This window comes from Cognatilysobacter segetis, assembly GCF_004359965.1.
Taxonomy (GTDB): domain Bacteria; phylum Pseudomonadota; class Gammaproteobacteria; order Xanthomonadales; family Xanthomonadaceae; genus Cognatilysobacter; species Cognatilysobacter segetis.
The window spans coordinates 1-25,919 of record NZ_SMRQ01000028.1; the positions used below are offsets into that span (position 1 = coordinate 1).

The 25,919-nt window shown below is 72.7% G+C and carries 29 protein-coding genes; 18 read left to right on the forward strand and 11 right to left on the reverse strand.

Annotation, left to right across the window (positions count from 1 at the left end):
• The 6 genes from E4F61_RS07790 to E4F61_RS07815 all read left to right on the forward strand — a co-directional run.
• Positions 1-284, forward strand: a 284-nt coding sequence (locus E4F61_RS07790; RefSeq protein ID WP_238382847.1) for a hypothetical protein, incomplete at its 5' end; no start/stop codon positions are given.
• On the forward strand, positions 281-898 hold the full coding sequence (locus E4F61_RS07795) for a hypothetical protein (RefSeq protein WP_133479110.1): 618 nt from the start codon (positions 281-283) through the stop codon (positions 896-898). The genes E4F61_RS07790 and E4F61_RS07795, both read left to right, overlap by 4 nt.
• Before the next feature lie 45 nt (positions 899-943).
• Positions 944-1,765, forward strand: a complete 822-nt coding sequence (locus E4F61_RS07800; protein ID WP_133479111.1) for a hypothetical protein — start codon at positions 944-946, stop codon at positions 1,763-1,765.
• 93 nt (positions 1,766-1,858) lie between these two features.
• A complete protein-coding gene (locus E4F61_RS07805) occupies positions 1,859-2,545 on the forward strand; it encodes a C39 family peptidase (RefSeq protein WP_133479112.1) in 687 nt (228 codons plus the stop codon).
• 39 nt (positions 2,546-2,584) lie between these two features.
• On the forward strand, positions 2,585-3,361 hold the full coding sequence (locus E4F61_RS07810; RefSeq protein ID WP_133479113.1) for a hypothetical protein: 777 nt from the start codon (positions 2,585-2,587) through the stop codon (positions 3,359-3,361).
• A gap of 30 nt (positions 3,362-3,391) precedes the next feature.
• A complete protein-coding gene (locus E4F61_RS07815; RefSeq protein ID WP_133479114.1) occupies positions 3,392-4,723 on the forward strand; it encodes a transporter in 1,332 nt (443 codons plus the stop codon).
• Here E4F61_RS07815 and E4F61_RS07820 read toward each other — a convergent pair.
• From E4F61_RS07820 to E4F61_RS07830, 3 genes are all read right to left on the reverse strand, one after another.
• Complete coding sequence (locus tag E4F61_RS07820) at positions 4,668-6,164, reverse strand: sigma-54 dependent transcriptional regulator (protein ID WP_133479115.1); 1,497 nt, start codon at positions 6,162-6,164, stop codon at positions 4,668-4,670. The genes E4F61_RS07815 and E4F61_RS07820 overlap by 56 nt on opposite strands.
• Positions 6,165-6,229: 65 nt before the next feature.
• A complete protein-coding gene (locus E4F61_RS07825; protein WP_133479116.1) occupies positions 6,230-7,303 on the reverse strand; it encodes a class 1 fructose-bisphosphatase in 1,074 nt (357 codons plus the stop codon).
• 41 nt (positions 7,304-7,344) lie between these two features.
• A complete protein-coding gene (locus E4F61_RS07830; protein ID WP_133479117.1) occupies positions 7,345-7,695 on the reverse strand; it encodes a hypothetical protein in 351 nt (116 codons plus the stop codon).
• 165 nt (positions 7,696-7,860) lie between these two features.
• Between E4F61_RS07830 and dinB the strand changes: the two genes are divergently transcribed.
• Complete coding sequence (dinB, locus tag E4F61_RS07835; RefSeq protein WP_133479118.1) at positions 7,861-8,952, forward strand: DNA polymerase IV; 1,092 nt, start codon at positions 7,861-7,863, stop codon at positions 8,950-8,952.
• 4 nt (positions 8,953-8,956) lie between these two features.
• On the opposite strand, the gene E4F61_RS07840 is transcribed toward dinB, so the two are convergent.
• Complete coding sequence (locus E4F61_RS07840; protein WP_162301446.1) at positions 8,957-9,418, reverse strand: hypothetical protein; 462 nt, start codon at positions 9,416-9,418, stop codon at positions 8,957-8,959.
• Between the two features lie 170 nt (positions 9,419-9,588).
• Here E4F61_RS07840 and E4F61_RS07845 point away from each other — a divergent pair, with 170 nt between their 5' ends.
• Together E4F61_RS07845 and E4F61_RS07850 are read left to right on the forward strand one after the other, a co-directional pair.
• Positions 9,589-11,982: a sensor domain-containing protein gene (locus E4F61_RS07845; RefSeq protein WP_162301447.1), complete on the forward strand. Its 2,394-nt coding sequence runs from the start codon at positions 9,589-9,591 to the stop codon at positions 11,980-11,982.
• Positions 11,983-12,035: 53 nt separating this feature from the next.
• Positions 12,036-12,323 (forward strand): hypothetical protein, encoded by a 288-nt coding sequence (locus E4F61_RS07850; protein ID WP_162301448.1) that lies wholly within the window; start codon positions 12,036-12,038, stop codon positions 12,321-12,323.
• Between the two features lie 73 nt (positions 12,324-12,396).
• On the opposite strand, the gene phhA is transcribed toward E4F61_RS07850, so the two are convergent.
• A complete protein-coding gene (phhA, locus tag E4F61_RS07855) occupies positions 12,397-13,287 on the reverse strand; it encodes a phenylalanine 4-monooxygenase (protein WP_133479121.1) in 891 nt (296 codons plus the stop codon).
• Positions 13,288-13,407: 120 nt separating this feature from the next.
• Between phhA and E4F61_RS07860 the strand changes: the two genes are divergently transcribed.
• Positions 13,408-13,884, forward strand: coding sequence for an Lrp/AsnC family transcriptional regulator (locus tag E4F61_RS07860; RefSeq protein WP_133479122.1), 477 nt, complete (start codon positions 13,408-13,410; stop codon positions 13,882-13,884).
• On the opposite strand, the gene E4F61_RS07865 is transcribed toward E4F61_RS07860, so the two are convergent.
• Together E4F61_RS07865 and E4F61_RS14685 are read right to left on the reverse strand one after the other, a co-directional pair.
• Positions 13,847-15,052, reverse strand: a complete 1,206-nt coding sequence (locus tag E4F61_RS07865; protein WP_133479123.1) for a GGDEF domain-containing protein — start codon at positions 15,050-15,052, stop codon at positions 13,847-13,849. The genes E4F61_RS07860 and E4F61_RS07865 overlap by 38 nt on opposite strands.
• A gap of 95 nt (positions 15,053-15,147) precedes the next feature.
• Positions 15,148-15,567 (reverse strand): BLUF domain-containing protein, encoded by a 420-nt coding sequence (locus tag E4F61_RS14685; RefSeq protein ID WP_162301449.1) that lies wholly within the window; start codon positions 15,565-15,567, stop codon positions 15,148-15,150.
• A 189-nt stretch (positions 15,568-15,756) separates the two neighbouring features.
• Here E4F61_RS14685 and E4F61_RS14690 point away from each other — a divergent pair, with 189 nt between their 5' ends.
• Positions 15,757-16,062, forward strand: coding sequence for a WGxxGxxG family protein (locus tag E4F61_RS14690; RefSeq protein WP_162301450.1), 306 nt, complete (start codon positions 15,757-15,759; stop codon positions 16,060-16,062).
• A gap of 57 nt (positions 16,063-16,119) precedes the next feature.
• Here E4F61_RS14690 and E4F61_RS07875 read toward each other — a convergent pair whose 3' ends face one another.
• Both E4F61_RS07875 and E4F61_RS07880 read right to left on the reverse strand, forming a co-directional pair.
• Positions 16,120-17,100, reverse strand: a complete 981-nt coding sequence (locus tag E4F61_RS07875; RefSeq protein ID WP_133479125.1) for a patatin-like phospholipase family protein — start codon at positions 17,098-17,100, stop codon at positions 16,120-16,122.
• Positions 17,101-17,288: 188 nt separating this feature from the next.
• On the reverse strand, positions 17,289-18,320 hold the full coding sequence (locus E4F61_RS07880) for a TIGR00266 family protein (RefSeq protein ID WP_133479126.1): 1,032 nt from the start codon (positions 18,318-18,320) through the stop codon (positions 17,289-17,291).
• Positions 18,321-18,464: 144 nt separating this feature from the next.
• Here E4F61_RS07880 and E4F61_RS07885 point away from each other — a divergent pair, with 144 nt between their 5' ends.
• Positions 18,465-19,124, forward strand: coding sequence for a DUF2238 domain-containing protein (locus E4F61_RS07885; RefSeq protein WP_202908970.1), 660 nt, complete (start codon positions 18,465-18,467; stop codon positions 19,122-19,124).
• A gap of 43 nt (positions 19,125-19,167) precedes the next feature.
• Here E4F61_RS07885 and E4F61_RS07890 read toward each other — a convergent pair whose 3' ends face one another.
• Positions 19,168-19,704: a hypothetical protein gene (locus E4F61_RS07890; RefSeq protein ID WP_133479127.1), complete on the reverse strand. Its 537-nt coding sequence runs from the start codon at positions 19,702-19,704 to the stop codon at positions 19,168-19,170.
• 32 nt (positions 19,705-19,736) lie between these two features.
• Entirely contained in the window at positions 19,737-20,492 is a 756-nt protein-coding gene (locus tag E4F61_RS07895) for a ComF family protein (RefSeq protein ID WP_133479128.1), read from the reverse strand.
• Between the two features lie 49 nt (positions 20,493-20,541).
• On the opposite strand from E4F61_RS07895, the gene bioB reads away from it, so the two are divergent.
• Genes bioB through E4F61_RS07925 form a run of 6 tightly spaced genes read left to right on the forward strand, consistent with a single transcriptional unit; the run spans position 20,542 to position 25,856 of the window.
• A complete protein-coding gene (gene bioB, locus E4F61_RS07900; RefSeq protein WP_425480122.1) occupies positions 20,542-21,621 on the forward strand; it encodes a biotin synthase BioB in 1,080 nt (359 codons plus the stop codon).
• 3 nt (positions 21,622-21,624) lie between these two features.
• Complete coding sequence (gene bioF, locus E4F61_RS07905) at positions 21,625-22,818, forward strand: 8-amino-7-oxononanoate synthase (protein WP_238382848.1); 1,194 nt, start codon at positions 21,625-21,627, stop codon at positions 22,816-22,818.
• Complete coding sequence (locus E4F61_RS07910; RefSeq protein WP_133479129.1) at positions 22,815-23,210, forward strand: ACT domain-containing protein; 396 nt, start codon at positions 22,815-22,817, stop codon at positions 23,208-23,210. Before bioF ends, E4F61_RS07910 begins: the two co-directional genes overlap by 4 nt.
• Complete coding sequence (bioH, locus tag E4F61_RS07915) at positions 23,210-23,989, forward strand: pimeloyl-ACP methyl ester esterase BioH (protein WP_133479130.1); 780 nt, start codon at positions 23,210-23,212, stop codon at positions 23,987-23,989. Before E4F61_RS07910 ends, bioH begins: the two co-directional genes overlap by 1 nt.
• Positions 23,986-24,906 (forward strand): malonyl-ACP O-methyltransferase BioC, encoded by a 921-nt coding sequence (bioC, locus tag E4F61_RS07920; RefSeq protein WP_133479131.1) that lies wholly within the window; start codon positions 23,986-23,988, stop codon positions 24,904-24,906. The genes bioH and bioC overlap by 4 nt, the downstream gene beginning before the upstream one ends.
• Positions 24,903-25,856, forward strand: coding sequence for a multidrug resistance efflux transporter family protein (locus tag E4F61_RS07925; protein WP_133479132.1), 954 nt, complete (start codon positions 24,903-24,905; stop codon positions 25,854-25,856). Before bioC ends, E4F61_RS07925 begins: the two co-directional genes overlap by 4 nt.
• The last annotated feature ends 63 nt before the right edge of the window (positions 25,857-25,919 follow it).

The following is a 25,919-nucleotide window of genomic DNA, read 5'->3' on the forward strand; positions in this document are numbered from 1 at the left end:
TCCCGGGCGTCGCCTTCGGCAGTGCCATGGACGGCCTCGTCGCCCAGCACGTCGACGACAAGGTGCTCGGTGCCCTCGGCGCAGGTGGCCTCGTGAACACCGGCGACCCCCGCAGCGCGAAGTTCATGCCGGCGGGCCTGGCCCTGGGCCCCACCGCGCAGGGCACCGCGCCCACCGGCCTGTCCGGCCCGGGCGGCGCGATCGGCCACGCGACGTCCGGCATCGGCGACGTCGTCACGTCCACGCTCGCGCAGGCGCTCGGCGGCCTCGGAGGCCACCCGTGAGCCGCGCGTTCGCCCTCGTGCTGCCGCTTGTCGCCACCACCGCGTGGGCCGACGAGCCGCCGACCCCGCCGCCGCCGCCGACCTTCGCGACGCGCATCGACGGCGTCGCCGGGCGCGGGATGTCGGGTGTCGCGTCGATCAACCTCGTCGCCGGCCGCGGCAACGCCCAGGCCAACCTCGCCGCGATCGCGCAGGGCGGCTTCAACGCCGCGCACGTGGCGGGTGCGCAGGCCACCGCGGTGGCCGCCGGCGATGCCGCCCGTGGCGCCGTCGCCCGCATCACCGATGCCGCGCTCGGTGGCGGACGCGGCGTGCTCGCGGTGAACCAGGCGGCCGGCGCCGCGAACGCGCAGCTCAACGTGCTGGCGATCGGCGGCGACGAGGGCGGCGCCCACCTCATCCAGAACGTCGACGTGACCGCCCTCGCAGCGGTGGCGTCGGGCGTGCCACTCGAGCCCGACGCGGTGCCGGTCCTGCCGCCGACGCGCGAGGCGCGCATCGACGGCTCGGCGTTCGCGCGTCCGCAGGGCGTGCTCCAGATCAACCAGACCGCGGGCGTCGGCAATGCGTCGGCGAACGCCATCGTGCTCCAGCTACCCGGGGGCACCCCTTAGCAAGCCAGCAGTGCAGTTCCACCCCCACCCAAGGAGAGAAGCCCCATGAAAGTCCAGATGACCGTCCTCGCCCTCGCCCTCGCCGCCGCTTCGGGCGCCGCCTTCGCGCAGGACGACAGCGAAACCAACACCAAGACGCTGATCACCAACCGCATCCACGTCGCCGGCGACGTCGACGTCGACGGCAAGATCAGCATCAACTCGGAAGCCGCGGCGAACGTCGACCAGGACCAGGCGACGATCGAGAACGTGTCGGTCGGCGACGGTGACCACACCGCGCGCATGACGGACAACGCCCTGCGCAACTCGCGCGGCAACATCGGCGTCAACGTCGGTGCGGGCGTGGGCAACGCGCAGTCGAACGATGCCGCGATCACGACGCTCGCGTCGTCGGGCAACGGCGGCGGCGGCGACGACGACAAGAAGGGCGACGACCACGGCGGCAAGAACGCTGCGGGTGCGCTGAGCCACGCGATGGTGTTCTCGACCCAGTCCAGCCTCGGCAACTCGGCCGCGACGTACACCTACGGCACGAACTACCGCGCCGTGCTCGACGGCAACGCGCTGCGCGACGTGCAGGGCAACGTCGGCGTGAACGTCGCCGCGGGCGTGGGCAACGCGCAGTCGAACGGCATGGCGGCGTCCGTCGCCGATGCGTCGATCGCCAAGTCCTCCTCCGACAGCGAACAGCTCTCCTTCTACAACGAGCTGGAGAGCGCCTGCGGCGACCTCGACGTCGTCGCGCGCTTCGGCGACAACGCGCTGCAGGCCGCGAGCGGCAACATCGGCGTGAACGTTGCCGCGGGCGTGGGCAACCTGCAGCACAACGGCCTGGCGATCGCCGCGGCCGGTGGCGGCGGCAACTGATGGACCGGCGTCCCGTGGCCCGCGCCACGGGACGCGCCTCGTGACCATGCGATGCCGGTGGCCCGTGCCACCGGCATTCCAGAAAGGACCGCCATGCGCCGCCTGACCGCCTTCCTGCTCACCGCCGCCCTCTGCACCGCCGCGCATGCGCAGTCGGTGCTGGACGTCGGCCGGCTTGGCACGGTCCCCGCGCGCAAGCAGATTTCCACGCTGCGCGACCTGCGCTACCGCGACATGGTGCGCCAGCGCTACGACTTCAGTTGCGGCTCCGCCGCGCTCGCCACGCTGCTCAACGCGGGCTATGGCGAGAACGTCAGCGAACAGGAAATGATCCGCCGCATGATGGTCGGCACCGATCCGAAGACCGTCGTGCAGCAGGGCTTCTCGATGCTCGACATGAAGCGCTACGTCGAGGGCCGCGGCCTCAGGGCCGAAGGCTTCCGCGTCGACGCCGCCGCGCTGTACCGGCTCCGCCTTCCGGTGATCGCGCTGCTCGACCTCAAGGGCTACAAGCACTTCGTGATCGTCAAGGGCGCCGAGGCCGGCCGCGTGTTCGTCGCCGACCCCGCACTCGGGCATCGCGTCATGAACGAGAACGACTTCACCCGCGGCTGGAACGGCATCGTGCTCGCCGTGATCGCCGACCGCCCGCTGCTCGCGTCCGCGCTGGTCGACAGCCGCGAATCGCTCGCGCTGCGCCGTCGCGTGGACACGCTGGGCCGCGCGACGATGCCGGTGCCGGTGGTCGAGCTCGGTCTCGTCCGCGCGGATCTCTTCTAGGCGATGCGATGGACCGCGTCGCCACCGTTTGAGGCCACCATGAACCGTCACTCCCTCCCCCTCGTGCTCTTCATGGCCCTCACGGCAGTGGCGGCGTTCCCCGCGTCCGCCCTGCCGCCTTCTTCCGCCGATGCGCTGTGGCTGGCACCGGTGAACGCCGAGCCCGTCGACGACGCGGTGCTCGCGCAGGCGCAGGGCAAGTACTTCGGCGCCGACATGCTGGTCGGCGTGCGCATCGACCTCGTGACCCAGGTGGCCACGGCGGGCGGCGGCAACGCCGCCGCGATCGGCGCGCTCTACATCCGGCGCAGCGGCTCGGGCTTCATCGTGCAGGTCGATAGCCGCACGCAGGCCCTGGCCGGCAGCGGCAGCGAGGCGACGGGCACCGCGCTCGCGCTCGGCGGCGATGCGATCAACGTGCAGGGCATCGGCCAGGTCGCGCAGATCGCGGGCGACGGCAACCGCATGGGCAATGCCGCGCTGATCCGCGTGGTCGGCGACCTCGCCGCGCCGCAGGGCTTCAACGGGCTGACGCATTCGCAGTCGCAGGACGGCACGATGACCGCCACGGTCCACTTCGACGGCACCGGCATGCAGCTCGGCGTCGGCGCGACGGGCGCGAGCATCGGCCAGAACGTCACGCCGGGCGCCGCGACCTCCGGCTCGATCCTGCAGTTCGGGCGCATCGCCGGCGACGGCTTTGCGGCCAGCAACACGATGCAGCTGCAGATGATGACCACCGCGATGCCGACGCTCTCGCTGCAGCAGGCCGGCATCCAGCAGGCCTTGATCGCGATCGCCGGACTGCCACACTGACGGCTCCGACGCCGCCCAAGGATGCTGCCGATGTCGAACCACGCCGTGACCGCCGCGCGCTCCGCGCCCTGGCTTCTCGCCGCCGCACTGGCGATGAACACGATGGACGCACGGGCGGCGGATCCGCCGGTCGACGTCGTGGAGCAGTTGAAGGCCCTCAACGACAAGCTCGCGGCGCAGCAGGCGGAGATCGATCGCCTGCATCGCCAGGTCGAGGACCTCGAGCTGGCGCAGGCACGCGGCCGCGGCCTGACCGGCGAGCCGCAGGCGGCCGGCACCGCGTCGACGCAGGCCGCATCGCCGCCCGCGGGCGCGCCGGCCGATCCGCAGGCGACCGCGTCGACGTCGCCGCCCGACGCGCCGCTGCAGGTCGGCCAGGCGCGCCGCGAGGAGGACGAGCAGCGCCGCGAGCAGGACAAGGCGCTGGTGGTGCGCGAGCACGCGCCGCTGTTCGAGCGCAAGTTCACCCTCGACACCGGTTTCGCCCTGAGCTACTACGACCGGCGCCAGCTCACGCTGAGCGGTTTCCTCGCGCTCGACGCGATCTTCCTCGGCACGATCAACCTCGACCAGTCGAAGGCGACGCTGGAAACGTTCGACGTGACCGGGCGCTACGGCCTCACCGACCGCTTCAGCATCGAGGCGTCGCTGCCGTACGTGTTCCGCGACACGCGCTTCGTGAGCGGTGGCGCGGGCGGTGCGTCCTCGTCGCTCAGCGAGGTCACCGTGCGTTCTCAGGGCATCGGCGACGTGACGCTCGCGGCGTACTACCAGCTGGTCAAGGAGAACGCGCGCTGGCCGGACGTCGTCGCCAGCGTGCGCGTCAAGGCGCCGACCGGGCGCGATCCGTTCGGCCTGAAGCTGATCCAGGCCGACGGCGACAACACCAACCTCAACGTACCCGCCGACCTGCCCACCGGCAGCGGCGTGTGGAGCGTCACCGGCAACGTGTCGGTGCTGCGCACCTACGACCCGGTGATCCTGTTCGGCAACTTCGGCTACACCTGGAACCGCCCGCAGGACTTCGACGACATCTCGCCGGTGCTCAATGCGATCGCGCCGGCGCGCGTCTCGCTGGGGCAGGTGTTCCAGCTCAGCGGCGGCGTGGCGATCGCGCTCAACGATCGCGCCGCGGTGAGCCTGAGCGTGTCGACCGCGATGCAGTCGGCCACGCATACGCGCGCGCCGGGCGAAAGCGACGACTCGCGCGTGCCCGGCAGTTCCAGCAACAGCACCGCGCTCAACGTGGGCGCCAGCTACGTGCTGCCCTCGGGCTGGACCTTCAGCGGGCAGCTCGCGGCGGGGCTTACGCCGGACTCGCCAAACTATGTGATCGCGCTGCGCGGTTCGCGCTCGTTCTGACCGGCGACGGCGCGGCGTCGGTGCCGCGCCGTTCGCTGCTGCGACGTTCCAGCCGCGACGGCAGCAGGCTCATCGCCGAGCCGGCACCCGGATCGCCCTCGGCCGCGCCGAGGCGTTGCATCAGGCGATAGAGCGTGACGCGCGAGATGTCCAGCTCGCGCGCCGCATCCACGAGCCGGCCCTGGTTGCGTTGCAGGGCCTCGTCGATCGCGCGCCGCGTGGCCTCCATGCGCACGTCCTCGAGCGTCGGCGGCGGTGCCGCGATCGCCGCACCGATGCCGAGGTCGTCCGCGGTGATCAGCCGGCTCTCGCACATGACGACGGCCTGGCGCACCCGGTTGATCAGCTCGCGCACGTTGCCGGGCCATGCATAGGCATGCACCGCCGCGCGCGCGCAGGGCGCGAAGCCCTTGATCACGCGCTGGCCTTCGCCGGCGTAACGCGACAGCGCGTGCGCGGCGAGCAGGTCGATGTCGCGCCCGCGTTCGCGCAGCGGCGGCTGCTGCAGGCGCAGCACGCAGAGGCGGTGGTAGAGGTCGGCGCGGAAGCGCCCCTGTTCGATGGCCGCCTCGAGGTCGTGGTGCGTCGCCGAGACGATGCGAACGTCGACGCGCACGGTGTCGTGGCCGCCCAGGCGCTGGAAGTTGCCCTCCTGCAGGAAGCGCAGCAGCGAGGCCTGGCTTTCCATCGGCAGGTCGCCGATCTCGTCGAGGACCAGCGTGCCGCCGTGCGCGATCTCGATGCGACCGAGCTTGCGCTGCTGCGCGCCGGTGAACGCGCCGCGCTCGTAGCCGAACAGCTCGGACTGGATCAGCGATGGCGGGATCGCGCCGCAGTTGATCGCCACGAAGGGCATCGCGCGACGCCGGGAATGCGTATGCAGCGCCTGCGCCGCCAGTTCCTTGCCCGTGCCGGTCTCGCCGGCGATGAACACCGGCGCCTCGGTCATCGCCGCCTTGCACAGCGTGCGCGCGAGCGCCTTCATCGCCGGGCTCTCGCCGATGATGCCGTCCAGGCCCGCCGGTGCCAGCACCGCCGCGGAGTCGCAGGCCAGGCGCGCCATGCCGTGCGCATGCCCGATCACCGTGTCGAGCACGGCTTCCGGGCAGGGCAGGGTGACGTAGTCGTAGCAGTAGTCGCGGATCAGGCGACGCACCGCCGGTGCGTCCAGCTGCTCGGCGCTGACGCCGGCGACCCAGCCGACGTTGCTCGCGGCCAGTGCCGGACCGAATTCGGCGAGGTCCGCCTCGGTGAAGCCGCCGCGCAGGTCGAGCAGCGCGGCGAAGGGATGGGTCGCCCGTCGCTGGACGATTCGCAGCACGCCGCGCGCATCGGCCGCGGCCTGCACCTTCCATCCGAGTTCCTGCAACCTCGCCGACAGCGGCATCGTCCGTGCCCGCGATACGTAGACCAGGTCGCGTCCCGCGCCTCCGTCGGCCATCCCCACCCTCCTCGTACCGGTGCCCCGCGCACCGATCCTCAAAGGTAGTCCTTGGGGAGGTCAGGTCAAGCTTCTGTGACCGCCTTCACGTTACCGCTCGTCGCACGGACCGCGTCGTGGGCCTGGTGGTAGCCGACGGCGGCCTCGACTTCGCGCCGGCTGCCGAGGAACACCGGCACCCGCTGGTGCAGGCCGGTGGGGGTGACGTCGAGCATGCGCTGGCGGCCGGTGCTCGCCGCGCCGCCGGCCTGTTCGACCAGGAACGCCATCGGGTTGGCCTCGTACATCAGGCGCAGCTTCCCGCCCTTGCCCGCGCACTTGGCGTCCAGCGGATAGCTGAAGATGCCGCCGCGGGTCAGGATGCGATGCACGTCGGCCACCATCGAGGCGACCCAGCGCATGTTGAAGTCCTTGCCGCGCGGACCTTCCTTGCCGGCCAGCAGGTCGCCGACGTACTGCTGCATCGGCGGCTCCCAGAAGCGCTGGTTCGACATGTTGACCGCGAATTCCTTCGTCTCCTCGGGAATCGTCATGCCGCGCGTGGTCATCACGAACGAGCCGATCTCGCGATCCAGCGTGAACGCGTGCGTGCCGTTGCCGATGGTCAGCACCAGCATCGTGCTCGGGCCGTACGTGCAGTAGCCGGCCGCGACCTGCGCCGTGCCCGGCTGCAGGAAGTGCTCGTCGCCGACCTGCGCGACGTCGTCCGGGCAGCGCAGCACCGAGAAGATCGTGCCGACCGAGATGTTGACGTCGATGTTGCTCGAGCCGTCCAGCGGATCGAACAGCAGCAGGTACTTGCCGCGCGGGTATTCATCGGGCACGACGACGCAGTGGTCCATCTCCTCCGATGCGAGCGCGGCGAGATGGCCGCCCCAGGCGTTCGCCTCGAGCAGGATCTCGTTGCTGAGCACGTCGAGCTTCTTCTGCGCCTCGCCCTGCACGTTGATGCTGGCGGTGCCTTCGCCGGCATCGCCCAGCACGCCGCCCAGCGCGCCCTTGCCGACGGCGATCGAGATCGACTTGCAGGCGCGCGCGACCACTTCGATGAGCAGGCGCAGGTCGGGCCCGATGCGCCCCTCGCGCTGGTCCTCGATCAGGTAGCGGGTGAGGGAGACGGGCGAGGCGTTCGGGCTCATCGGCGGTCGGGCATCCGTGACGGGACGCGCATTGTCGCCGATCACACCGCCTGCGCCGACGGCCGATCGGCGATGCGGCGGCGCTCGCGCGGCAGCGACGCCGCCTGCCGGCGCACGCAGCGGGCCATGGCGTCGCGCGCCATCGCCAGCATCCGCAACGGCGCCTCGGGCTCGGCCGCGTCCATCACGCGGCAGGCGGCCTCGGCGCAGTCGGCCACGGCCTGCGCGGCGTCGCGATCGGCCAGCATCGCCTGCAGCGTGCGCGCCTGCCCCATCAGCCGGCGCTGCAGCACGAGGTCCGGGCCGCGGCCGGCGCGGCGCGCAGCATGGGCGATGCCGTCCTCGAGATAGGCGTGCTGCTGGCGGAGCTGGTCGGCGGTGACGAAGGGCATGCGGGCATCGGCGGGTCGGGGGGCGCGCAGCCTGACGCCGCCGATGTGATCGGCGGGTGGAACCGGCGCGCCGGGCGTCGCGACGGCCGCGCGCGACAATCGGCGCGTGCGCGTCCGCCCGCTTCCCCGCCCTGCCGCTACCGCCGTGCCCACGGGGGCCGCGCGATGACGCGCAAGGTGATCCACGTCGACATGGACGCCTTCTACGCGAGCGTCGAGCAGCGCGACGACCCGTCGCTGCGCGGCCGGCCGGGGGTGGTCGCGTGGAAGGGCGCGCGCTCGGTCGTGTGCGCGGCGAGCTACGAGGCGCGCGTGTTCGGCATCCGCTCGGCGATGCCGGCGATCCGTGCCGAGCGCCTGTGCCCGGACGCGGTGTTCGTGCCGCCCGACTTCGTGCGCTACAAGCAGGTCTCGCGGCAGATCCGCGCGATCTTCGAGCGCCACACGCCGCTGGTCGAACCGCTGTCGCTCGACGAGGCCTATCTCGACGTCACCGCGCCGCTCAGCGACCTGCCGACCGCGACGGACATCGCGAGGTCGATCCGCGCCGAGATCCGCGAGACCACGCAGCTCACGGCATCCGCGGGCGTCGCGCCGAACAAGTTCGTGGCCAAGATCGCCTCCGACTTCCGCAAGCCCGACGGCCTGTTCGTGGTGCCGCCGTCGAAGGTCGAGGCCTTCCTCGCGCCGTTGCCGGTCGGCCGGCTGCCGGGCGTCGGGCGCGTGACCGAACGCGAGCTGGACGCGCTCGGCCTGCGCAGCGTCACCGACCTGCGCGAGGCGGGGCGCGATGCATTAGTCGAACGCTTCGGCCGCTGGGGCCGGCGCCTGCACGAGTTGGCCTGGGGCATCGACGAGCACCCGGTGGAACCTGAGCGCCCGCATACGCAGATCTCCAGCGAGGACACGCTGGAGAGCGACGTGCCGCTCGACGCGCTGGCGCCGCACATCGAGCGCATGGCGGAAAGGACATGGGCGGCGTGGACGCGCCAGCGCGAGCGCGACGCCCTCGAGCAGCGCCCGCCGCGACGCCCGCGCACGGTGGTGCTCAAGCTCAAGACGTCCGACTTCCGCATCCTCCCGCGTTCGCTGACGCCGGCGCGCGTGCCGGGCGACGCGGCCGCGCTGGCGCAGGTCGCGCTCGCGCTGCGCACGCGCGTGGAACTGCCGGCGTCAACGCATTACCGGCTGGTCGGCGTCGGCCTCGCCAATCTCGGCGAGGCCGGGCCGCAGGTCGAGCTGTTCGACGACGCCTGAGGGGTCAGCAGAACAGGCCGAGGAAGCAGTCGTCGTCCGGCGGCGCCTCGGTCGGCGCGCGCACGCAGCGGTTGCTGCCGTCCCAGACGAAGCCCGCCGCGCACTGGCTGCTGTCGACGGCCACGGTGCGGCAACGTCCGTCCAGATAGTTGCAGGCGTACGCGCCGCAGTCCTCGGTGGTCCCGCGCCCGCTGCGGGAGGTCGACGGCGCGCTGCAGGTGAACTCGCTGGCCGCGCGCATCTCGCGCAGGGCGTTCTCGAGCGTGGCGACCCGGCCTTCCAGCGCGCGGTTCTTCTTCGCCAGGCTGACCAGCCGCCGCTCGTTGACCGCGGCGCGGTCGATCACCGCCGTGTTCGCCACCGCCGGCCGCGCCGATGGCTGGATCGGCTGGATCCGCACCTGGGCCGAGGCGAACGGCGCAATGGACAGCACCAGCGCGAACGCGAGGATCGGACTGCTTCGCATGGATTCCCTCCCTGAGCCGGTCGGAGCGCCGGCAGCGCGACGCTGCCATGCCGCGCGCGGCCCGCGGCCGCCATCCGTCGGCCTCCGCTCCCCACCCGCGACTTCCGGCGCATTCACATCGTCCGGCCCGCGTGGCATGGTGCAGATCGACGCGCACGACAGGGGATACGGTGGCCGGGGACTTCGACGCATTCGACGCCAGCCCGGTGCCGATGCTCGTCTACGACACGGAGACGCTGCGCATCCTCGAAGCCAACCCCGCCGCCGCCGCGCTGTACGGCTGGCCGGGCGAGGCGATGCGCCGCCTCACCGTGCTGGACCTGCGCCCCGAGGCCGACCGCGAGCGCCTGCTGGCGCACCTGCGGCGCCCACCCGCCGAGCGCGCCGCGGCCACGACGTGGGTGCACCGCCATCGCGACGGCACGCCGATGCACGTGGAGGTGCGCGCGGTCGACATCGTGCACGACGGCCGCCCCGCGCGGCTGGTGGTGGTGCGCGACGTCAGCGAATCCGAGCGCGCCAACGAGCGCGTGCACCTCATCGCGCAGGCGATGAGCGACGCCGCCTACGACTGGGACGTCCCCACCGGTGGCCTCTGGTTCAGCGACGGCTTCTGCGAGAACTTCGGCTTCGCGCCCGAGGCCGTGCCCACCACGCTCGAGCAGTGGTCGTCGCTGGTGCATCCGGACGAGCGCGTGCGCGTGCATGCCAGCCTCGCCGCCGCCATCGAGGGCGATGCCTCGCACTGGGTCGAGGAATACTGCTTCCAGCGCGGCGACGGCACCTATACCGAAGTGCTCGACCGCGGCTACCTGCAGCGCGACGGCCACGGCACCGCGGTGCGCATGGTGGGCGGCATGATCGACCGCCGCCCGCAGCGCCTGCTGTCGACACGGCTGCGCCTGCTCGAGCGCGCGGTCGAGGCGTCGGCGAGCGGCATCCTCATCGCCGATGCGTCCGACCCGGCGTTCCCGATCGTCTACGCCAACCCGGCCTTCGAACAGATCACCGGCTACGCCCCGCGCGAGGTCGAGGGCCGCGCCTTCGATTTCCTGCCCGCGCTGGATCCGGAAACCGCGGGCGCCGGCCTGGTGCGCGAAGCGCTGGCGTCGATGTCCGACACGCAGGCATCGCTGCAGGGCACGCGTCGCGACGGCGCCGCGTTCTGGTACGACTTCAGCGTCACGCCGATGCGCGACGCCGACGGCCGCGTCACCCACCTGCTCGGGCTGGTCACCGACACCAGCGAACGCCAGCGCCACGCGCAGCAGCTGCAGTGGCGCGCCACGCATGACGGGCTGACCGGCCTGCCCAACCGCCACCACGTGCTGGAGCGGGTCGCCGAGGCGGTGCAGCGCGCGCAGGCCGACGGCCGCCGCGTGAGCGTGCTGATCGTCGACCTCGACGAGTTCAAGCTGGTCAACGACGAGCTCGGCCATGCGGCCGGCGACCGCATGCTGTGCGAGATCGGGCTGCGCCTGCATCGCGCGTTGGGCGCGCGCGCGCTGATCGGGCGTTCGGTCGGCGACGAATTCGTGATCGTGCTCGAAGGCGACGACGAGCTGCAGGCCGAACGGGCCGCCGGCACCGTGCACGCGGTGCTCGCCGAACCGATCGACGGCGGCGGCGTGCGCCCGTGCAAGCTCACCGCCTGCGTCGGCTACAGCCACGTCCCGGAAGACGCCGCCAGCGCCGAGAGCCTGCTGATGAGCGCGGAGCTCGCGACCTTCCAGGCCAAGAAGCAGGGCCGCAACTGCACGGTCGCGTACCGCGCCGGCCGCACGCCGTCGAGCCACGGCAAGCTGCAGCTGCTGCAGGAGCTGCGCGAGGCATTGGAACGCCGCGAGTTCCGCCTGCTGTTCCAGCCGGTGTTCTCGGCCGACCTGCGGCTGGTCGCGCTGGAAGCGCTGGTGCGCTGGGAGCATCCGCAGCGCGGCCTGCTGCCGCCGTCGGAGTTCATCACCATCTGCGAGGAGAGCGGCCTGATCGTGGAGCTCGGCCGCCGCGTGCTGCACGAGGCCGCGCGCCACCACGCCTTCCTCGTCGCGCAGGGCCAGGGCCACGTGCGCATCTCGGTCAACGTGTCGGCGATGCAGTTCGCGCACGGCCTGCTCGACGACGTGCGCCGGGTGATCGAGGAGTTCCGCCTGCCGCGCGGCGCGCTGGAGCTCGAGCTGACCGAGAGCGTGATCGTCGACGACCCCGCGCGCGCCGCGCAGGTGATGGCGGCACTGGCCGAACTCGGCGTCACCCTCGCGATCGACGACTTCGGCGTGGGCTATTCCTCGCTGAGCTACCTCAAGCGGCTGCCGATCCACCGCCTGAAGATCGACCGCTCCTTCGTCAACGACCTCGAATCGGACGCCAGCGACCGCTCGATCTGCGAGGCGGTGATCGCGCTGGCGCGCACGCTGCGCCTGGGCGTGGTCGCCGAAGGCGTCGAATCGACGTTCCAGCGCGACTGGCTGCGCCGCTCCGGCGCCGGCGAGCTGCAGGGCTACCTGTTCGCGCGGCCGTTGCCGTTCGAGACCGCCACGCACGTCGAGCCCGTCGCCGCGGCTTGAACCGGGCGCGGCTTCGATGGATGGTGGCGTGGACCGCCCCACGGAGACCCGCCATGCGCCTCGCCCCGCTCGCCCTCGCCGCGCTGACCGCGCTCACCCTCGCCGCCTGCGGCCACAAGGACGCCGACGACTCGGCCGCCAATGCCGTGCCGACCGCGCCGGCGAATGCCGATCGCTGGTCCACGCCGCCGGCCGCGCAGCAGTCGGATGCGCAGGCCGCCGCGGCGGCGGCGGACGCCGCCGCGACCGCCGGCTCGGTGCCCGCGGCCGCGGCGGAGCCCGCCGTGCCGCCGTCGGAGACCACCCCGCCGCCGCCGGCGGACGACGCCGCGCGCAAGTAAGCCGCGCGCATGCGACGAAGGCGGCCCGGTGGCCGCCGTCGTCGTGTCTACCGGCTGCGTGCTGCGACGGGCGTCAGACGTCGCCGTCCAGCAGCCAGCCTTCCCCGGTGCCGCGGTTGAACACGCGGTCGGAGGCCAGCACGTCGCCGGCCGGGATCGAGTCCTGCGTGGCCAGGCGCGCGTAGATCGGCGCGAAGTCCGGCTGCGTCGCCTCGAACAGCTGCTCGAACGAATCGATGACGAAGTACGTCTTCTGGTAGGTATCGATGCGGTAGCGCGTGCGCATGATCCGCTCGAGGTCGAAGCCGATGCGGTTGGGCGCGCCCGACTCGAGGCAATGGATCGATTCGCCCTTCGACGACAGGATGCCGCTGCCGTAGATGCGCAGGCCGTCCGGGTCGCGGATCAGGCCGAATTCCGCCGTGTACCAGTACAGGCGCGTCAGGTTGGCCAGCGCCTCCGAGCCGATGCCGTGCGCCTTGACCCCGCCGCGGCCGTAGGCCTGCATGTAGTCCGCGAACACCGGGTTCATCAGCAGCGGCACGTGGCCGAACAGGTCGTGGAACAGGTCGGGCTCGGACAGGTAATCCATCTGCTCGGGCGTGCGGATCCACCACGTCACCGGGAAACGGCGGTTGGCGAGGTGGTCGAAGAAGTCGAGCTCGGGCAGCAGGCCCTGCACGCCGACCAGCTCCCAGCCGGTCGCCGCGCGCAGCGTGCGGTTGAGGTCGTCGAACTTCGGGATCTCGTGCGCGCTCATGTGCATCGCGCGCTGCGCGGCGAGGAAGGCCTCGCTGGCGCGCCCGACGAGGATCGACTGCTGGCGCTCGAACAGCTGCGCCCAGACGTCGTGGTCGGTGGCCGAGTAGGCCGACCACGGCTGCTCGACCACCGCCGTGGTGTAGACCGGCACGTAGCCCTTGTCGGTGAGCTGGTGTTCGATGCGCTGGGGCTGGGCGTTCATGGCGACCTCCGCGTGAGCTTCCCAATCTAGACGCCCGCCGGCGCAACATGCTTGCGTTGTTGCGCGCCACCCGGGTCCGGGCGCACGATCAGCGCGCCAACCCTGCGGAACACGCAACGAATGAGCGCCGTCGACCTCGACCGCACCGACCTGCTGCTGCTGGCCGCGCTGCAGCGCGAGGGCCGGCTGACCAATGCCGAGCTGGCCGAGCGCGTGCACCTCTCGCCCTCGGCCTGCCTGCGCCGGGTGCAGCGGCTCGAGCGCGACGGCGTCATCGCCGGCTACGCCGCGCAGGTCGACGCCGAACGGCTCGGCCTCGGCCTGCAGGCGTTCGTGCGCGTGCAGCTGGCGCGCCACGATGCCGCCACCGTGGGCGCCTTCAGCGCCTTCGTCGAGCAATGGGATGAGGTGATCGCCTGCCACGCGCTCACCGGCGACATGGACTACCTGCTGCAGATCGCGGTGCGCGACCTCGAGCATTTCTCGCGCTTCCTGCTCGACCGCCTGCTCAACCAAGCCGGCGTGGCCGACGTCAACTCGAGCTTCGTGCTGCGTACGGTCAAGGCGTTCCGGGGGCTGCCGCTTCCCACGCGCTGAGCGGCGCGGCATCGGCTTCGAAATCGACCACGCGGTCGCGCCCGGTGCGCTTGGCCTCGTACAGCGCGGCGTCGGCCCGCCGCAGCACCGCCCCGAACTCCGCGGACGGCGGCCACAGCGCGAGGCCGGTGCTGACGGTCACCGCCAGGTCGCGCGTCCCGACCGGGACCGGCGCGTCGGCGATGCCCGCCCGCAGGCGCTCGGCGGCGGCACGCGCGGCGTCCAGCGACGCGGTCTCCAGCAGCACCAGGAACTCCTCGCCGCCGTAACGCGACACCAGCGCGCCGGGCAGCAGCGCCTGCAGGCGCCCGGCCAGTTCGGCGAGCACCGCGTCGCCGGCCTCGTGCCCGTGGGTGTCGTTGACGTGCTTGAAGCGGTCCGCGTCCACCAGCAGCAGCGCGACGCCGCGACCGCGCGCGACCGCGCGCTCGAGGAACGGCCGCGCGCGTTCGTTGATCGCGCGGCGCGACAGCAGCCGCGTCAGCTCGTCGGTACTGGCCTGCCGGTGCAGCCGCGCGCCCAGCCGCGCATTGGCGAGGTTGAGCACCAGCGCGCCCACCACGAGCGGCAGCAGGGCATCGGCGACCGCGTAGACGCTGAGCATCGGCTCGGGCATGTACAGGAGGTGCCGCAGCTCCGGGCCGTGGTAGCGCGCGGCCGTCCAGAGGCCGTAGACCCAGGTCGCGGCGTAGAGCGCGAAGGTCGCCGCGACCACCGTCTCGGCCGCACTGCGCCGGGTGGCCAGCGACCGCCCGAGCACGACCGCGACCGCCGTCGAGATCGCCGCGCAGGCGGCATGGAAGACCACGCCGAACAGCCACGGGCCCTGCGGCCATGCGACCGCGAGCAGGCCGACCGCCAGCGCGACGTCCACCCATGCGGGATGGCGCAGCACGCGGCCGGCCGCGATGGCCAGCAGGCCACGCGACACCAGCACGGTGCAGACCAGCGTGGCCGTCGCGCCGGCGAACATCGGCCAGCGCAGCGCGCGGTCGCTGAAGGCGTTCTGGCTGAGCCCGATGCCCAGCACCAGGAAGCCCCAGAAGCACAGCAGCAGCGGCCGGCGCAGGCTGCGATCGGTCTGCATCGCCACCCGCATGAGCGCGGCGGCGATGAAACCGCCGGTGCCGCCCGTGACCAGGGCGGACATCATGTCGATGGGCTGCATGCGGATCGTTCCCGGAGGCCGCGACGCCGGCGGAAGGCCGGGCGCAGGCTGGCGGGATTAACGGCCGCCCGCGGCGGAACTGAAGCGGCGGGCGGTCAGGCCGATGCGGTGAACGCGTCCCAGCGCGCCACCAGCCGGTCGAGCGCCGGGTTGCTCGGCAGCTCGCGCAGCAGCGCGAGCGAATCGAGCCACTCGCCGGTGGCGGCGGAGCGGCTGTGCTGCGCCTGGAAACCGTGGAAGCCCATGTGCCAGCGATCGAATACGCGGTCCACGTCGTCGGCGCGCTCGACCACCGTGACGTCGCCATGCAACGGCGATGCGGCGATGGCCTGGAAGGTGCGGTCGATCGCCGCGCGCTCGCCTTCGAGGTACTGCACGATGCGATCGCCGTGCTTGAGCAGCACGCCGGTGATGCCGCGACGCGCATTGCGCACGCGCGACCCGATCAGGATCACTTCGAGTTCGGTGTCGGTGAGGCGCTCGTCGGCGCGGCTTTCGTAGACCAGTGCATGCATCGGGCCATTGTGACGCGCGGGCGCGATGGCACGGCGCCTGCGAACGTGATGCAGCGAGCACTTCGCGTGCACGTTCCCGACAGTGCCGTGACCGGCCGTTCCACGACACGGCGCCGTCTCACCCGGCGCTCGCAAGGGTCCGCCTAGGTTCGACACGCGACGATCGGTCGCGTCCATCGAGAACACCGCATGAAGAAAACTCTCCTGACCGCCGCAGCCACCACCCTTCTGTTCGGCGCCGGCCTCGCGCCCGTCATGGCGCAGGACGCCGGCCGCACGGGCGATACCGCCGCGACGACCGACACCGCGGCCACCACCGATGCCGATCGCGTGGCCATGGCCGACACGCGCGACGACGACGACCATGACTTCCCGTGGGGCCTGCTCGGCCTGCTCGGCCTGGCCGGCCTGATCCCGCGCAAGCAGCGCACCGTCGTGCACCACGACACGGTGCGGACGAATACCAACACCACCGGCACGGGCACCCCGCGCTGACGCGTGTCCCGCCGGGCCGCGGCCCGGCACCCTCCGCCGCGACGCCGGCGTCGCCGGTCAGTCGCAGCGGGGCTCGCGCTTCATCAGGCGATCCATGCGGCTCGCCTCGCAGCGCGGCTTCGGGGGCGCCGCCTTCGGTGCCCGGCTCGCCCGCAGCTGCACGAGCTTCGCGCGGATCTGCGGCAGCGCGGCCACCGCGGCACGTTCGCCTTCGAGGATCGCCGCGTCCTTCTGCTCGAACGCCGCCGGCCCGATGCCGTTGACCTTCGGCCGGATCACCACGTCGGCCCGCGCCAGTTCCTGCGCGCCGAGCTTCTGGCCCATGATCGTGATCGACTGGTTCACCGTGCCGAGCAGGCTGCCCGGCGCCGTGCCCGGCGCCTTGCTGGAGATGTCGACCGCGATGACGAAGTCCGCGCCGAGCTGGCGCGCCGCATCCACCGGCACCGGGCTCACGATGCCGCCGTCGACGTAGTGGAACTTGCCGATCGCCACCGGCTCGAACACGCCGGGGATGCTGCTCGACGCGCGCACCGCCTGGCCGGTATTGCCGCGGGTGAACACGGTGCGCTCGCCGTCCTCCAGCCGCGTCGACACCGCGGCGAACGGCTTGGCCAGCTTCTCGATCGGACGATTGCCCACCGACGTGCCGACGTAGTCCTGCAATGCCTGCCCCTGCACCAGCCCGCCGCCGAACAGGCGGACGTCCTTGATGCGGTCCTCGTCCAGCGCGACCGCCTGCTTCTGCAGCGCGAACGCGTCCATGCCGCTGGCATAGAGCGCGCCGACCACGCTGCCCGCGCTGGTGCCGGTCACGACGTCGACCTTGATGCCGTTGGCTTCGAGCATCTTGATCACGCCGATGTGCGCGAAACCCTTGGCCGCGCCGCCGCCGAGCGCGAGACCGATGCGCACGGGCTTGGGCGCGGGCGCGACCATGCGCGGATTCACCGCGTCGGGTGACGGGCGCACCTCGCCGCCGCAACCGGCGAGCAGGGTGGCGAGGGTGGCGAGCAGCGCGACGCGGAAACGAGGCATGGGAACTCGAGGATTGAAAGAACGACGGCCCGGCGCATCGACGATGCACCGGGCCGCAAGGATGGCCGCGATCACGACAGCGCGCGCTTAACGGAGGGCCGAGCGCGTGCGGCGATGCGCGGGCAGCCTGATCGCGAGGCCGCGACGCGCGGCGACGACCGCCTGCGTCGTCGCGGGCCGCGGCGCGATCAGAACCCGTTGTCGCCGTCGAGCAGGCGACCCAGCCCGCCGAGCATCGAGCCTTCGCCGACGTTCTTGCCACCGCCCTGCGGCGCGGCGGCGAGCATGCGCCCCGCCATGCGCGAGAACGGCAGCGACTGCAGCCAGACCTTGCCGGGGCCGGTCAGCGTGGCGAGGAACACGCCTTCGCCGCCGAAGAACATCGACTTGATGCCGCCGACCGGACGCACGTCCATCGACACGGTGGGATGGAACGCCATGACGCAGCCGGTGTCGACGTCGAGGCGCTCGCCCGGCGCGAGGTCGCGCTCGACCAGCGTGCCGCCGGCGTGCACGAACACCCCGCCGTCGCCTTCGAGCTTCTGCATGATGAAACCCTCGCCGCCGAACAGGCCGGTGAGGATCTTGCGCTGGAAGAAGATGCCGACCTGCACGCCGCGCGCGCCGGCCAGGAACGAATCCTTCTGGCAGATCAGCTGGCCGCCGTGCTCGGCGAGGCGGATCGGCAGCACCGTGCCCGGATACGGCGCCGCGAACGCGACGCGCGCCTTGCCCTGGCCGTTGTGCGTGTAGACCGTGGTGAACAGGCTCTCCCCCGTGATCACGCGCTTGCCGGCGGACATGAGCTTGTCCATGAGGCCGCCGCCCTGGCTGCCGCGCGAACCGTCGCCGAACGCGGTTTCCATGCCCACGACGGCGTCCTTGTACATCAGCGCACCGGCTTCGGCGATCGCGCTCTCGCCGGGATCGAGCTCGATCTCCACGAACGGCATGTCGTTGCCGACGATGCGATAGTCGATGTCGTCGTTCATGCCGCGCGTGCCGCGCCCCATCGGCGGCGGCACCGGCGGCACGTGCGACGGCTGCGCGCCGACGGCTTCGGCGAATTCGGGCATCGCGCGCACCGGCTGCCAGCCCGACAGGCCTTCGCGCCAGCAGTGGTGGCCCGGGTTCTGCCGCGCGAACTCGAACGCGGCCTCGGGGTCGAGCGGCCCGACGCGCTCGCTGGTCTGCGGATGGACGAAGAACCACTGGCTCACGGCGCACTCCCTGTCGTCGATGACGGATGCGCGCAGTGTAGCGAGCGGGCACGCGGGGGCATCGGTCGCAGGTCATGGCACAGGCCGCCGCGTCGCGAGGCACGCGCCGGGCCCGGACGGGTCGCTGCATGCGACGATCGCGCCATGCCGTCGATGCCTGCACCGCCCACCGCCCCCGTTGCCGCGGTGCGCACGCCGTCCCGCGCCGAAGCCGTTCTCCTGCTCGCGGGCGTCGCGCTGGCGCTCGCCGCCTCGTTCCTCGTCGCGCGCGATCGCATGACGTGGCTGATGGAGACGGCCTGGGTGATCGTCGCGCTGCCGTGGCTCGCGCTTGACCGCCGCGTGCGGCCAACGCGCCTGCTGGCCTGGCTGCTCGCGCTGCACGCGCTGGTGCTGATCGAAGGCGGCGCCTACACGTATGCGAACGCACCGCTGGGCGAGTGGCTGCGCGACGTGCTGCACACGCAGCGCAATCCCTGGGACCGCGTGGGGCATTTCATGCAGGGCTTCGTGCCCGCGATCCTCGCGCGCGAGGTGCTGCTGCGGCGCACGCCGCTGCGGCCCGGCGGCTGGCTGACCTACCTGTGCATCGCCGCGGCGCTGAGCTTCTCCGCATTCTTCGAACTCATCGAGTGGTGGAGCGCGCTCGCGCTCGGCGCCGACGCGGATGCGTTCCTCGCCACGCAGGGCGATGTGTGGGATACGCAGTGGGACATGTTCCTGTGCCTGTGCGGCGCGATCGGCTCGCTCGCACTGCTGTCGCGATCGCACGACCGGCAGCTGGGGCTGGCGCGCGGGCGATGACGCCGGGCCGCGGCGCGCAAGGCCACGCCGCGGCACCGCCCACCTAGCGCCAGCCCGGTTCCGCGCGTCCGGCGGCTTCGTAGGCGTCGACGTCGACCGGACACGGATCGCGTCGCCGGCCGAAGACCGTCCAGTACGGGTTGTCGTAGCGCGCGCCGCAGCGCCAGCGCGAGCCGGTCGCGGCTGTCGGCAGCTCGGCCGGAACCTCGACGGGTTCCAGCCCGAGCAGCGTCGCCAGGTTGCGCCAGCGGCCGCCATCGCGGACGTAGACGTAGGCGAGGTCGATCGCGATGTCGTTGGTTTCCACGATCCAGAAGCCGGCGCCGTCGCTATCGCGATAGACGCGTGCGCCGCCGCGGCGGTCCCAGACGCGGTCGATACCGAGCGTGCGGATCGTCATGCGCTGGGACCGCGCATCGCCACAGGGCGCGCAGTAGAGGTGCACGACATCGCCGACGTGCAGCCGGCGCAATGCGGCCTGCGCCTGCGGAAGGTCGAGGTATTCGAACTGGTCGGCCTGCGCGAGCGGGGCGGCGATCAGCAATGCGGCGGCCAACGCGGCCGCGCGGGCTCGGATCATGAGGCGGGCTCCGTCCAGGGTAGGCGTGGTCGTCATGGCACGCGCGCCGCGACCCAGGCGTCAACACGCTCGACGCCCGCGCGGCGCAGCGCGATCGCCGCCGCGCGCAGGGTGGCGCCGGTGGTCATCACGTCGTCGACCAGCGCCACGTGCGCCGGCAGCGGCAGCTTCGGTCGGGCGATGAAGGCGTCCTTGAGATTGCGGCGGCGCGCGACCGCCGACAGCCGCGACTGTTCCTGAGTCAGCCGCGTACGCACCAGCGCGCCGTCGAGCACCGGCAGGCCGAGCGCGCGGCCGAGCGGGCGGGCGATCTCCAGCGCCTGGTCGAAGCCGCGGCGGCGCAGGCGGGCGCGGTGCAGGGGCACCGGGACCAGCGCCTGCGGCCGCTCGGCGTCGCGCAGGCGCTCGGCCATCAGCTGGGCGACGAGACGGCCGGCGGCGAGGTCGCCGGCGAACTTGAGCCGTGGCAACAGGCGGTCCAGCGGGGCGGCAGAGAGGAAGGGCGCCCGCACCGCGGTGAGCGGGCCCGGCCGGGCGGACAGGCATCCACCGCAGGGCCGGCCGGCCTCGGGCACCGGCAGGGCGCAGGCCGGGCAGGCGTGCGTATGCACCGGCAGCGTGGCCTCGCAGGCGGCGCAGAGGTCCAGCCCGTCGAGGCCGGGGTCGTCGCAGGCGAGGCAGCGCGTGGGCCAGAGCAGGCGGGTGGCGTCGTTGCGGAGCCAGAAGGCGAGCCGCGCCCGCAGGCCGTCAACCGGCGGCGGGTCGATCAGGTTGACAGCGGTATCCATGGTTTCCAGACTGCCGGGCCCGCCCCGCGGCGCCTGTCGGAAAACTCCCATGGAAGCTGTCAGCGAACTGCGCGCCGTGCCTGCGGGCCTGCGCCACGACTGGTCCCGCGAGGAGATCCTCGCCCTGTTCGACCTCCCGTTCCCCGAGCTGCTGCACCGCGCCGCGGGCGTGCACCGCCAGCACTTCGACCCGGCCGAGGTGCAGGTTTCGACGCTGCTGTCGGTCAAGACCGGCGGCTGCCCCGAGGACTGCGCCTATTGCCCGCAGGCGCAGCGCTACCAGACCGGCGTCGACGCGACCAAGCTGATGTCGACGGACGCGGTGGTGGAGAAGGCGAAGCAGGCCAAGGCCGCCGGCGCCTCGCGCTTCTGCATGGGCGCGGCCTGGCGCTCGCCGGCCGACCGCGACATCCCGAAGGTGGCCGCGATGATCCGCGAGGTGAAGGCGCTCGGCCTGGAGACCTGCGCGACGCTCGGCATGCTCAGCCAGACGCAGGCGAAGTCCCTGCGCGAGGCCGGCCTCGACTACTACAACCACAACCTCGACACCGCGCCGGAGTTCTACGGCGAGATCATCCACACGCGCGAGTACCAGGATCGCCTCGACACGCTCGGCCACGTGCGCGACGCCGGCATGAAGACCTGCTGCGGCGGCATCGTCGGCATGGGCGAGACGCGCGGCCAGCGCGCGGGCCTGCTGCAGGCGCTCGCGAATCTTCCGGCGCATCCGGACTCGGTGCCGATCAACCGCCTCGTGCAGGTCGAGGGCACGCCGCTCGCCGGCACCGCCGAGCTCGATCCGTTCGAGTTCGTGCGCATGATCGCGGTCGCCCGCATCCTGATGCCGCGCTCGATGGTGCGGCTGTCCGCGGGCCGCGAATCGATGAGCGACGAACTGCAGGCGCTGTGCTTCGCGGCCGGCGCGAACTCGATCTTCTACGGCGAGAAGCTGCTCACCACCGGCAATCCCGACACCGAACGCGACATGGCGCTGTTCGCGCGTCTCGGTCTGCGTCCGATGAACGTGGTCGAGGCGCCGAACACCGTGCACGCCGACATCGTCGACACGACGCCCGCGTTCGGCGCGTCGTCGATGGGCTGCGGCACCGGCTGCGGCTGCGCGGCCTGAGAGGTGCGCTGGCCGCAGCGCATCGCCGACTCGAAAGCCGCTCGTGACCTCGCGGCCCGCCGCCGCGTGCGCCGCATCGTCGCGCGCCGTGACGGCATGCGCGTCGAGGTCGACGGGCGCGAGCTGCTGAACTTCTGCAGCAACGATTATCTCGGGCTGTCGCAGCACCCCCAGGTGGTCGCCGCGTTGCGCGACGGCTGCGTCGAAGGCGTCGGCAGCACCGCGTCCGCGCTGGTCTGCGGCCACTTCGCGGTGCATGACGCGCTCGAGCGCGAAATGGCCGACTGGCTGCAGGCACCCGCCGCGCTGCTGTTCGGCAGCGGCTTCACCGCCAACCTCGCGGCGCTGCAGGCGCTGCTGCACGGCGGCGACACCTGCGTGCAGGATCGCCTCAACCCTGCCTCGCTGATCGATGCCGCGAAGCTCTCGGGCGCGACGCTGCGTCGCTATCCACACGGCGATGCCGAGGGCGCCGCGCGCCAGCTCGCCACGCACGAAGGCGACGGCCTTGCGCTGATCGCCACCGACGGCGTCTTCAGCATGGACGGCGACGTCGCGCCGCTGCGCGAACTCGCCACGCTCGCGCGCACGCACGATGCGCTGCTCTACGTCGACGATGCGCACGGCATCGGCGTGCTCGGCCCCGACGGGCGCGGCAGCGTCGCCGATGCGGGACTGGCGACGCGCGACGTGCCGCTGCAGCTCGCGACGCTCGGCAAGGCGCTGGGCACGTACGGCGCGATCGTCGCCGGCGACGCCGACCTGGTCGGCCATCTTGCCGAGACCGCGCGCGGCCACGTCTATTCGACCGCGCTGCCGCCGGCGCTCGCGGCCGCCGCGCTCGCCGCCGTGCGCGTGGCGCGCGCATCGGACGACCGCCGCGCCGTGCTGCGGTCGCTCGTCGCGCGCTTCCGCGAGGCGGCGCTGGACGCAGGCCTCGACCTGCTGCCCTCGGGCACGCCGATCCAGGCGGTGATGGCGTACGACGACCGCATCGCGCTGCGCATGGCACGCGTGCTCGAGGACGCCGGCGTCTGGGTGTCCGCCATCCGGCCGCCCACGGTGCCCGAGGGCCGCGCGCGCCTGCGCGTCACGCTCACCGCGCTGCACCGCGCATCGGACGTCGACATGCTCGTCGATGCGCTGGCGCGCGCGCGCGACGCGGCCCACGCGGTCACGAGCGCGGGCCCGGCATGAGCGGCGAGACGCACCTGCCGGCGATCCTCGCCACGCTCGATGTCGACGTGCGCCCCGGCACGTTCGTGCTGCTCACGCGCCGCCGGCCCGATGCCGCGGCCGACGCCGTGGCCGAGGCGCGCATCCACGAAGCCGAGGGCATCACCTACGTGGTGCCCGAAGCCTTCGCACGTGCGCAGGGCGAGCCGCCCGGTTTCGTCGCCGCGTGGCTGAGCCTGCGCGTGCACACCGCGCTCGATGCCGTCGGCGTGACCGCCGCGGTGGCCGGCGTGCTGGCCGAGCGCGGCATCGCCTGCAACGTGCTGGCCGGCCATTTCCACGATCACCTGCTGGTGCCGGCCGCGCGTCGCGACGACGCCGTCGCCGCTATCCGCCGGCTGCGGAGTTCCTGATGCACGTCGAATCCATCGGCCGCGGCCCGGCCATCGCGCTCGTGCACGGCTGGGCGATGCACGGCGGCCTGTTCGCGCCGCTGGTCGAGCGCCTGCGCGATCGCTACACGCTGCACCTCATCGACCTGCCTGGCCACGGCCATGCGCGCGACAGCGACCTGCCCCTCGATCCACATGCGCTGTCGCCGGCGCTGGTCGACGCCGTGCCCGACGCGGTGTGGCTGGGCTGGTCGCTGGGCGGGCAGTTCGCACTGCGCAACGCGCTCGACGCACCGGAGCGCGTGCGCGGGCTGGTGATGCTCGCCTCCTCGCCGCGCTTCGTCGCCGACGAGGGCTGGCCGCACGGCGTGCGCGCGTCGCTGTTCCGCGATTTCGGCGAGGCGCTGTCGACGGATTTCCGCGGCACGCTCGACGGCTTCCTCGCGCTCGAGGCGCTCGGCTCCGCCACCGCGCAGGAGGAACTGCGCAGCCTGCGCGCGCATGCCTTCGAGCGCGGCGAGCCCGCGCCGCACGCGCTGATCCGCGGGCTCGAGCTGCTCGACACGTTCGATGCGCGCGACGAACTCGCGCGGCTGCGCGTCCCGAGCCTGTGGATCTCGGGTCGTCGCGACCGCCTCGTGCCCGCCGGCGCGATGCCCGCCGCCGCCGCGCTCGCGCCGGACGCCGCCAGCCTCGTCATCCGCGACGCCGGCCATGCCCCGTTCCTTGGCGCGGCCGACGAGGTCGCGCAGGCGATCGACGCCTTCGCTGCCGCCGCCCATGCGCGGGCCACGCCATGAGCGACGCGTTGTTCGACCATCGCCAGGTCGGCCGGGCGTTCTCGCGCGCGGCCACGCACTACGACGAGGCCGCGTCGCTGCAGCGCGAGGTCGCCGACCGCCTCGCCGAATCGTTGCCGTACTACGAGGACAAGGCGCTCGGCGGGCGCACGCCGGGCGTCGTGCTCGACGTCGGTTGCGGCACCGGCTACCTCACCGCGCAGTTGCAGCAGCGCTGGCCGAAGGCGCAGGTGATCGGCCTCGACCTCGCGCCGGGCATGCTGCAGGCGGCGCAGGCGCGACTGTCGAAGAAGCGCGGGCTGTTCGACTTCGCGCGGCGCCCGCAACTGCTGCGCGCCGATGCGCTTGCGCTGCCGCTCGCGGCGGGCAGCGTCGACGTGCTGACGTCCAGCCTGTGCCTGCAGTGGATCGAGGACCTGCCCGGCGTGTTCGCCGAGTTCCGCCGCGTGCTCAGGCCCGACGGCCTGCTGCTGGTCTCGACGTTCGGCCTGCAGACGCTGATGGAACTGCGCGAGGCCTTCGCGCAGGCCGACGACGCGCCGCACGTCAGCCCGTTCGTGGACATCGCGCGCTTCGGCGATGCGCTGATCGCCGCCGGCTTCCGCGATCCCGTGCTCGACCGCGACCTGTTCCGCCTGTCGCAGCCCGACCTGCCCTCGATCATGCGCGAGCTGCGCACGCTCGGCGCCACCAACGCCATGCACGACCGCCGGCGCGCGCTCACCGGCCGCGCGCGCTTCGCCCGCGCCGCACAGGCCTACGACGCGATGCGTCGCGACGACGGCACGCTGCCGGTGACCTGGGAGGTCGTCTACGCGCAGGCCTGGGGCCCGCAGCCGGGCGCGCCGATCCGCCGCGGCGGCGTCGAGGAAGTGCACGTGCCGGTGGCCGGCATCCCGATCCGGCGTCGCGGATGAGAAGCGAGCCCCGTCTCGCGCTCGGCGCCGTGGCGCTGGCGCTGCTGTCGGCGTTGTTCTTCACCTCGACCTACGTGCTCAACCGCGCCGCCGCGCTCGACGGCGGGCACTGGGCGTGGACCGCGTCGCTGCGCTACGTGTGGACGGTGCCGCTGATGCTGCCGCTGATGCACGGACGCTGGGCGCCGCTGTGGCGCGCGATGCGCGCGCATCCGGGCGCATGGCTGCTGTGGAGCGGCGTCGGCTTCGTGCTGTTCTACATCGCGCTCAGCTACGCCGCGGCGAGCGGACCGGCGTGGCTGATCGCCGGCACGTTCCAGCTCACCGTCGTCGCCGGGATGCTCTGCGCGCCGCTGCTGTACCGCGACGCGCGCCGGCGCATTCCGCGTGCGGCGCTGGTCTGCGGGCTGCTCGCGTTCGGCGGCGTGCTGCTGATGCAGGCCGCGCAGGCGGGCGGCCGACTCGATCGCGAGGCGTGGATCGCCCTCGGCTGCGTGGCGGTCAGCGCCTTCGCCTATCCGCTCGGCAACCGCGGGCTGCTGCTGCACCTGGAGCGCGCCGGTATCGAACTCGACGCGACGCAGCGCGTGTTCGGGCTGTCGCTCGCCAGCCTGCCGCTGTGGCTGCCGGTGGTCGCGTACGCGCAGGTCGAGGCCGGCGCGCCGCCGTTGCGACAGGTCGCGCTCGCCGGCGGCGTCGCGCTGGGCGCGGGCATCGTCGCCACCGTGCTGTTCTTCCGCGCGACCGGCCTCGTGCGGCGCGATCCGGTGGCGCTCGCCGCGGCGGAGGCGATGCAGGCCGCGGAGATCCTGTTCGCCACGCTGATCAGCGCGGCCTGGCTGGGCGAGGCCTGGCCGCGCGGCATCGCCGCGCTCGGCGCCGGCGTGGTGGTGCTGGCGATCCTGCTGTTCAGCGCGCTCGTCGCGCGACGCGAGGCGCCGCGCGACTGAGCCTCAGCGGCGCACCGTGCGGAAGAACACGCGGCCCTGGTAAGGCGTGCCCTGCGGCACCGC

What these genes read in the sequence shown, in the direction of transcription:
- E4F61_RS07800 (WP_133479111.1), top strand. Translation starts at nt 944, where the DNA reads ATGAAAGTCCAGATGACCGTCCTCGCCCTCGCCCTCGCCGCCGCTTCG.
- E4F61_RS07805 (WP_133479112.1), top strand. Translation starts at nt 1,859, where the DNA reads ATGCGCCGCCTGACCGCCTTCCTGCTCACCGCCGCCCTCTGCACCGCC.
- E4F61_RS07810 (WP_133479113.1), top strand. Translation starts at nt 2,585, where the DNA reads ATGAACCGTCACTCCCTCCCCCTCGTGCTCTTCATGGCCCTCACGGCA.
- E4F61_RS07815 (WP_133479114.1), top strand. Translation starts at nt 3,392, where the DNA reads ATGTCGAACCACGCCGTGACCGCCGCGCGCTCCGCGCCCTGGCTTCTC.
- E4F61_RS07820 (WP_133479115.1), bottom strand. Translation starts at nt 6,164, where the DNA reads ATGGCCGACGGAGGCGCGGGACGCGACCTGGTCTACGTATCGCGGGCA.
- E4F61_RS07825 (WP_133479116.1), bottom strand. Translation starts at nt 7,303, where the DNA reads ATGAGCCCGAACGCCTCGCCCGTCTCCCTCACCCGCTACCTGATCGAG.
- E4F61_RS07830 (WP_133479117.1), bottom strand. Translation starts at nt 7,695, where the DNA reads ATGCCCTTCGTCACCGCCGACCAGCTCCGCCAGCAGCACGCCTATCTC.
- dinB (WP_133479118.1), top strand. Translation starts at nt 7,861, where the DNA reads ATGACGCGCAAGGTGATCCACGTCGACATGGACGCCTTCTACGCGAGC.
- E4F61_RS07840 (WP_162301446.1), bottom strand. Translation starts at nt 9,418, where the DNA reads ATGCGAAGCAGTCCGATCCTCGCGTTCGCGCTGGTGCTGTCCATTGCG.
- E4F61_RS07850 (WP_162301448.1), top strand. Translation starts at nt 12,036, where the DNA reads ATGCGCCTCGCCCCGCTCGCCCTCGCCGCGCTGACCGCGCTCACCCTC.
- phhA (WP_133479121.1), bottom strand. Translation starts at nt 13,287, where the DNA reads ATGAACGCCCAGCCCCAGCGCATCGAACACCAGCTCACCGACAAGGGC.
- E4F61_RS07860 (WP_133479122.1), top strand. Translation starts at nt 13,408, where the DNA reads ATGAGCGCCGTCGACCTCGACCGCACCGACCTGCTGCTGCTGGCCGCG.
- E4F61_RS07865 (WP_133479123.1), bottom strand. Translation starts at nt 15,052, where the DNA reads ATGCAGCCCATCGACATGATGTCCGCCCTGGTCACGGGCGGCACCGGC.
- E4F61_RS14685 (WP_162301449.1), bottom strand. Translation starts at nt 15,567, where the DNA reads ATGCATGCACTGGTCTACGAAAGCCGCGCCGACGAGCGCCTCACCGAC.
- E4F61_RS14690 (WP_162301450.1), top strand. Translation starts at nt 15,757, where the DNA reads ATGAAGAAAACTCTCCTGACCGCCGCAGCCACCACCCTTCTGTTCGGC.
- E4F61_RS07875 (WP_133479125.1), bottom strand. Translation starts at nt 17,100, where the DNA reads ATGCCTCGTTTCCGCGTCGCGCTGCTCGCCACCCTCGCCACCCTGCTC.
- E4F61_RS07885 (WP_202908970.1), top strand. Translation starts at nt 18,465, where the DNA reads ATGCCGTCGATGCCTGCACCGCCCACCGCCCCCGTTGCCGCGGTGCGC.
- E4F61_RS07890 (WP_133479127.1), bottom strand. Translation starts at nt 19,704, where the DNA reads ATGATCCGAGCCCGCGCGGCCGCGTTGGCCGCCGCATTGCTGATCGCC.
- E4F61_RS07895 (WP_133479128.1), bottom strand. Translation starts at nt 20,492, where the DNA reads ATGGATACCGCTGTCAACCTGATCGACCCGCCGCCGGTTGACGGCCTG.
- bioB (WP_425480122.1), top strand. Translation starts at nt 20,542, where the DNA reads ATGGAAGCTGTCAGCGAACTGCGCGCCGTGCCTGCGGGCCTGCGCCAC.
- E4F61_RS07910 (WP_133479129.1), top strand. Translation starts at nt 22,815, where the DNA reads ATGAGCGGCGAGACGCACCTGCCGGCGATCCTCGCCACGCTCGATGTC.
- bioH (WP_133479130.1), top strand. Translation starts at nt 23,210, where the DNA reads ATGCACGTCGAATCCATCGGCCGCGGCCCGGCCATCGCGCTCGTGCAC.
- bioC (WP_133479131.1), top strand. Translation starts at nt 23,986, where the DNA reads ATGAGCGACGCGTTGTTCGACCATCGCCAGGTCGGCCGGGCGTTCTCG.
- E4F61_RS07925 (WP_133479132.1), top strand. Translation starts at nt 24,903, where the DNA reads ATGAGAAGCGAGCCCCGTCTCGCGCTCGGCGCCGTGGCGCTGGCGCTG.